This window comes from Microbacterium indicum DSM 19969 (assembly GCF_000422385.1).
Lineage (GTDB): Bacteria > Actinomycetota > Actinomycetes > Actinomycetales > Microbacteriaceae > Microbacterium > Microbacterium indicum.
Window position 1 is genome coordinate 1 of the sequence record NZ_AULR01000025.1, and the last position, 5,464, is coordinate 5,464.

The following is a 5,464-nucleotide window of genomic DNA, read 5'->3' on the forward strand; positions in this document are numbered from 1 at the left end:
TGCGTGCTCTGGCCCGTCATCGCATGGTCGGGAGCATGGGCAGAGTCGGGTCGAGCGGTGACAATGCAGCCATGGAAAGCTTCTTCGCCCTGCTCCAGAAGAACGTCCTCAACCGCCGCTCCTGGACAGCCCGCGAGCAGCTGCGCATCGCGATCGTCACCTGGATCGAGCGGACCTACCACCGCCGGCGACGCCAGGCGCGTCTGGGCAGTTTGACGCCCATCGAGTTCGAGACCATCATGAACACGACCGTCGCACTCGCGGCGTGACTACAACCTGTCACCTACCCGTGCAGCAGTCCCCATCTCCCGAACGACCTCGTCGGTAGCAGCAATGTCGACGTCGACCGTCATCGGGATCTCGTCAAGAAGTTCCAGGTATCGGTCCCACCACGGCTCGATGTGTTGACGCCAGCCCGGGAGCGCCGCAATCTCGCCTGGCACAGGACGAAAACCGTCTTTCAATCGAAGCGCCGCGGCTAGATATGCGAGTGTATTCCAGAGAATGTGTAGGGCATTGAACGTGACGAGCATTCCGCGCTGGAAATATTCAGGATCGTCCTCCGGGATGGCTGGTAGTTCCGCGGCCAGCGTCTCCTGCCATGCCTCGATTGAGGCCTCGACGTTGCTCGCGGACTGCGCAATCTCACGGCCCGTGACTTTGGAGCCTAGGTACTCCGCCAAATGCTCCTCGATCTGCTCGCTGGCCATGGAGATGAAGTTCATCGATGCGTGGCCAAACTTTTCGCGGTGGTGCAGGTCGAAGGGCTCGTCGCCGATGTGATGGATGCTGGCATGGACAGCCTCATGAGCGGCAAGATGCTGAATCGTGCGGGATCGCTCCGCAGTTTCGTCCGCATCCTCGAGCGGCAGGAGCCAGTTGACAGGAATCAGGATGTCGACGAGCCCATGGGCGTTCGGCGGCATGGTCTTGGCCGCGACGATGCCCGCGCCGCGCTCCATAGTGAATGGCGCACCCGTCCGATCCTCGCGGTCATTGACTGTCGCCACGAGATCGCCGGTGATGACCAGCCGCGTTTTCGGACGGTCCTCGGGGCGAAGCGCCTCTGTAACCGTGCCGATCAGCTGCGCGAGAGCGCCACCATCACTGCTCGACTCAATGCCCTCTGCGAGCATCCGGGCACCTTCCTCGCTCAGGTTCTCGACGACGATCTGAATCCCGTCAGGGTGGTCGCTCGGCTCAGTCATGATGTAGCTCCTTCGTCCCGGCAGCGGCTTCCTCGCCGCTCGTTGAGATACCGCTCATGGAGTTCGTCGGTCTTTTCGAGCAGCACGATCAGCGTACGGCCGCGGTCTTGGAAGACTTTCGGAACTGGCATGCCGAGGAAGATGCGGCTGTAGTCGCCAAGCGTGAGCAAAGACAAGAGCGCCATCGAGAGCAATGGCTGCGGGCGGAATCGCTGCGGCCGCAGTTCGATCTCGAAGCCTCCGTTTACCTCGTCGAGGTGGTGCTTGTAGATGTCAGCAAAGCTTCCGTGCACAGCACCAGAGCCAGTCCGATACGCCGCATAGGCAGTCGGGCCGAGAAGCGCGAGACGCACCTGGGCGTTCGGCCAGCCGTTGTTCCGACGCGACGGAATGTCTTCTTCCCGCACCCCGGCAGCCTTGAGAGTCTCGGCGATCGAGCGGTTGATCCGTTCCTCGATTGGGAGCACGAAATCACTGCGTTGCGCAACCTGTTCGCGGACGTCCTTGAGGAACTCGCGCTCCGCGATGAGGCTGTCCATCACGTAGGACGTGTACCGGCTTCCATCGCCGGGATCACCGAGCAGGTACATCACGGTCGACACCGAGTCCATGAACTCGCGGCTCACCGCGATCTGCTGATCCCCGCCGTGCCCGTCGGCGATCTGTCGAATCAAGCTCTTCGTGAGCTTCGTCATGCGTGCGTAGTGGCCGATGACGATCGCGTGGTTGCGCGAGAGCCCGTCTGTCTGGGCATCCGTTCGGATGCCGGCAACCGCAGTCAGGAGGACCGACGCCTCTTTCAGCAACTCGAAGCTTTCTCGGATGAAGGGAATCTCGTCTGTGGTGGTTTCGAGTTCCTTGAAGTCGACGACGTGGAGTTCCGGGAGCATGGTCGGATCGAACGATTCGGCGCCTGGCCGCGGTTCAGGGTTCATCGGTATACCCCAGTGCCTCTTCGTGCGCTGGCGAGTTCTCCCACCAACGGGATCTCGCACCATCGAGACGTAGACGCTGTCGTGCGCTCGTCAGCACAAGCTCATTATTGGCACGCGAGATAGCGACGAAGAACTCTGCCTTCACATCCTCATCGTCGCTCCAGAAGAACTGCAGTTCGGCGCCAAAGACGCTGACCTTCTCGAATTCCAAGCCCTTACACTTGTGCACCGTCAAGATCCGGATGGTGTCTTCCTTCGACACCCTGTCGAGTGCCGCAATAGGATCACCGTCGACTTCCAGTTCGCACTTGAAGGCAACAGTTGCTTCCTTGATCACGTCGTTCAGTCGCGTCCCCTGCTGATACGACGGCGACAGCGGATTGAGCGAAGGATGAGCGACGAAATCCAGGAGCGACCTGCTGCTCGGCGAGGCACACATGCTACTACTGTCGCCGTCTCGGCGCGAGGACCATGCCCCTGCCTTCCGCGTACTCATCCACCGCGAGAAAACTCCTGCCGAGGTCGTTCAGAACGAGTTCGAGTCGCCAGTGGTCGACTTCGTTGGCCGAGTTCGAGTAGGGACGCAAGCCGCCGTCACCTTCGCGTCCGATGACCCAGTCCTCAAAGGGCTCGGAGACAAACCGGTCTCCTTCGCGGTCGTAGCGAACACACTCAGCCTCCCAGGCTTCGTGATCAGCTTCGTCGTACGTCTCTTCGTGTAGAACTGCATCCGCCCAAGGGAACAGAGAAGGCAGTACTTCTTCGTAGGGACGTAGTCCAACCATGATGAACCAGCCGCCGAGTTCGACGCGGTCTTCGTTGGCCTCATCAACAGAAACGATCTGAACGTCGCCTCGTCCCGAGCTCTTGTTCACCCATTCGTCTGCCTCAAGCAAGAGACGGCGCCCGCTTTGAAGCAGTTTCATCCAGGGAAGCGACAATCGGAGCTTCCGCACCCGGAGTTCGTATGGTTTTCCTTCGGCGGTTCTTCCAAGTTCGTACTTCGAACGCTGACTGAGTACCTGCTTCTTTGGGATCAGGAGCTTCTTGCCTCCGCGCTTTCCGGTGACCACGGTGTCTTCGTTGACCGCCTGCCAGTACGCAGTCTTCGCGACCGGATCGCAGATGACGACAACTACTGGAAGTGCGTGTTCAAGCCAGTAAGAGAGATCATCCTTGTCGAGGGGGTACCACCAACCCTCGTCAGTCTCCTTCTTGAAGTAGCTCGGACCTGTCTTAATCTGTGCTGCCAGAAGTTCGCCAGTCGCCGCATCATCGTCAACAACCTCGATCTGGGCGTCAATGCCGTAGTCATCGGTGGGCTGTTCACGAAAAATCCACTCGAAGTCACTTACGATGATCTGCTGAACAGTAGCTATGCCTTTTCGGTCCTGCTTGGCTGAGTGCTTCACCTTTTTCGACATCGGACCATCCTCGTTTTGGTCTTGGGCAGACGTTCCGCGCGTTCGTTGTCATCGTCAGTACGGCAACGGTCACCGCCATGGGTATCAACCCCAGGGACTCGAACCTCATCATCGACAGCGATGAGCGCGCAGCTACTGGCGACGTGTATCGGATTCGATCGCATAGACGAGCGTCTCTAAGGGCGGACGAGGCGGTGGATGAACTTGACCGCCTTCTCGACGCGCTCCTTGAGCACGACGAGCTCAGTCATCGGGAAGCGGCCCGCCGCGCCGTGAGTTCCATGGTTGAAGTCGTCAAACAGGGCCATGACACCGTCGATGTCAGCGTCAACGAACTCGACCATCTCGGCGACCGCGTTTCCGCTGCGGGCGAGGCAGTAGTGGATCTTCGCTCGGCGCGAGACGCCCCCGTTCGGCGTCTTGACGTAGTTTGGGTCTGCGGCGATCACCGTAGCATCGGGCGCCTCAGCGTCCAGGATTGAGGTGAGCATCTCACGAGCGCTGGTGCAGAAGTGCCGAGCCGCGTCAGGGTTGCTCGGGTTCAGCGAGAATAGTGCACCTCGCCAACGGTCCTGTAGCTCCGGATTGATGTCCGCAAGCTCACTCGTGAGTGTGGTCACCTGGAGTTCAGCGGACGCTTCATCTTCGTCCGAGAGCAGACGGTTCAGACTCGCGACGCTGTCGGCAGCCTCGGCCTCGGCACGATCGAGAAGGTTATCTGGATCGGCCCAGCGCCCATCCTCAACTGCCGACTCGATGCCCGTGAAACGCTGCTCGACGGTACGGACCACCCGGGTCGATGTCGTGTAGCGCACGGTGACAGTCGGGCTCGAATTGAGACGCCGCAGTTCGGTCTGTAGCCTCGCGCGGTTCGCACGGACCCGCGTGTTGTGCGCTCGCACGTCGCGGTTGTAGTCGTTGACGGCCTTCTTGACGTCACGGTTGTACTGATCGATCGCGCTGTTGATCTTGCGGATCGCCTGCTGCTGCTTCTGCTGCGCCTGGCGAATCATGCTCCTAGCCTGAGAAGGAGTAACGCGGCGGACCATTAGCGATCACCCCCGAGCACGTCGGGGTGGTATTTCGCGATCCGTTCGGCGACTTCACGCGCCAGATTCGAGATCCGCCAGTACTCATCGATGCCGTCTGCACCCAGGTGGGACGACTGCTCGGCGTAAGCGCCGGAGAGACCGACCGCGCGGCGATACGCCTCCGCGGGAGTTCCTTCCCGAAGGTCCGCCTCGTCGAAAGCCACGGGGAGATCGCCACGGCGCAGTCGGATGTCTTCGAGCACCAAGGTCGAGCCGGTGATAAACACCTGATCGGCAAGGTCCATCTCACGAATCCAAGGCGCAAGTCGCTCAGCGCGGCCGTCATTTGGGTTGGTCTTAAGTTCCACGGGCTCCTCCTAGCTCATATCTTCAAGAGTACGAGTCGCGTCCGACATCGGCGCGGGCACAGACGACGGCCAGACAAGGATGGTGGTCATGCTGGGCCCGCCGCGCTTCTGTCGACGTTCATCTCCTCGATGCGGGGCGGCTTCCTCTGCAACACCGGCGCTGTGGGCGTATCCCGACCGTCAGCCAGCAGAAGACTGAATCGCCCTGGGTTTCGTTCCTACCTGCTTCCCTGTCCTGTGATGTATCAGGACTTCGGTGACGGAAGCGCATCAGCAGATCGGTGACGCTTCATGTGTCAAGACGTCGGTGACGGTTCCGGTGGCGGGGTCCTCCGGGGCCCGCGGGGCCTGCCGTTGCTGACGTAGCGGACGCCGGGCTCGGGCCAGGGGTGTTCGATGAGGAGTTCGCCGGTAGCGACGTCGTAGAACGCGATGGTGGTGGCGTCTCGGACGATGGTGACGAGTGCTCCGGCGAGGTGGCTGCCGATCTGGAACTTC

At 60.7% G+C, this 5,464-nt stretch carries 7 protein-coding genes and 1 pseudogene; 1 reads left to right on the forward strand and 7 read right to left on the reverse strand.

Annotated elements, in window-relative coordinates; all coding sequences use genetic code 11:
• On the forward strand, positions 1-269 hold a 269-nt coding region (locus H576_RS0112210; RefSeq protein WP_156888223.1), incomplete at its 5' end, for an integrase core domain-containing protein.
• Here H576_RS0112210 and H576_RS0112215 read toward each other — a convergent pair.
• The 7 genes and pseudogenes from H576_RS0112215 to H576_RS17025 all read right to left on the reverse strand — a co-directional run.
• Positions 270-1,208 (reverse strand): hypothetical protein, encoded by a 939-nt coding sequence (locus tag H576_RS0112215; RefSeq protein ID WP_029151163.1) that lies wholly within the window; start codon positions 1,206-1,208, stop codon positions 270-272.
• Positions 1,205-2,143 carry a DUF5677 domain-containing protein gene (locus H576_RS15745; RefSeq protein ID WP_156888224.1) on the reverse strand — a complete coding sequence of 313 codons (939 nt, stop codon included), beginning with the start codon at positions 2,141-2,143 and terminating at the stop codon, positions 1,205-1,207. Before H576_RS15745 ends, H576_RS0112215 begins: the two co-directional genes overlap by 4 nt.
• Positions 2,133-2,582: a 3'-5' exonuclease gene (locus H576_RS0112225; RefSeq protein WP_169564350.1), complete on the reverse strand. Its 450-nt coding sequence runs from the start codon at positions 2,580-2,582 to the stop codon at positions 2,133-2,135. The genes H576_RS15745 and H576_RS0112225 overlap by 11 nt, the downstream gene beginning before the upstream one ends.
• 4 nt (positions 2,583-2,586) lie before the next feature.
• Positions 2,587-3,567 carry a DUF4365 domain-containing protein gene (locus H576_RS15750; RefSeq protein WP_051172738.1) on the reverse strand — a complete coding sequence of 327 codons (981 nt, stop codon included), beginning with the start codon at positions 3,565-3,567 and terminating at the stop codon, positions 2,587-2,589.
• Positions 3,568-3,743: 176 nt separating this feature from the next.
• Entirely contained in the window at positions 3,744-4,580 is an 837-nt protein-coding gene (locus H576_RS0112235) for a pPIWI-associating nuclease domain-containing protein (protein ID WP_051172740.1), read from the reverse strand.
• Positions 4,581-4,615: 35 nt separating this feature from the next.
• The gene (locus H576_RS0112240) at positions 4,616-4,966 is read right to left on the reverse strand and encodes a hypothetical protein (RefSeq protein ID WP_156888225.1); all 351 of its coding nucleotides are present in this window, start codon (positions 4,964-4,966) and stop codon (positions 4,616-4,618) included.
• 296 nt (positions 4,967-5,262) lie between these two features.
• A pseudogene (locus H576_RS17025) lies at positions 5,263-5,464 on the reverse strand (hypothetical protein); the annotation flags it as partial.

Coding starts and splice junctions, on each gene's coding strand:
- H576_RS15750 (WP_051172738.1), bottom strand. CDS start 3,567: ATGTCGAAAAAGGTGAAGCACTCAGCCAAGCAGGACCGAAAAGGCATA.
- H576_RS0112215 (WP_029151163.1), bottom strand. CDS start 1,208: ATGACTGAGCCGAGCGACCACCCTGACGGGATTCAGATCGTCGTCGAG.
- H576_RS0112225 (WP_169564350.1), bottom strand. CDS start 2,582: ATGTGTGCCTCGCCGAGCAGCAGGTCGCTCCTGGATTTCGTCGCTCAT.
- H576_RS15745 (WP_156888224.1), bottom strand. CDS start 2,143: ATGAACCCTGAACCGCGGCCAGGCGCCGAATCGTTCGATCCGACCATG.
- H576_RS0112235 (WP_051172740.1), bottom strand. CDS start 4,580: ATGATTCGCCAGGCGCAGCAGAAGCAGCAGCAGGCGATCCGCAAGATC.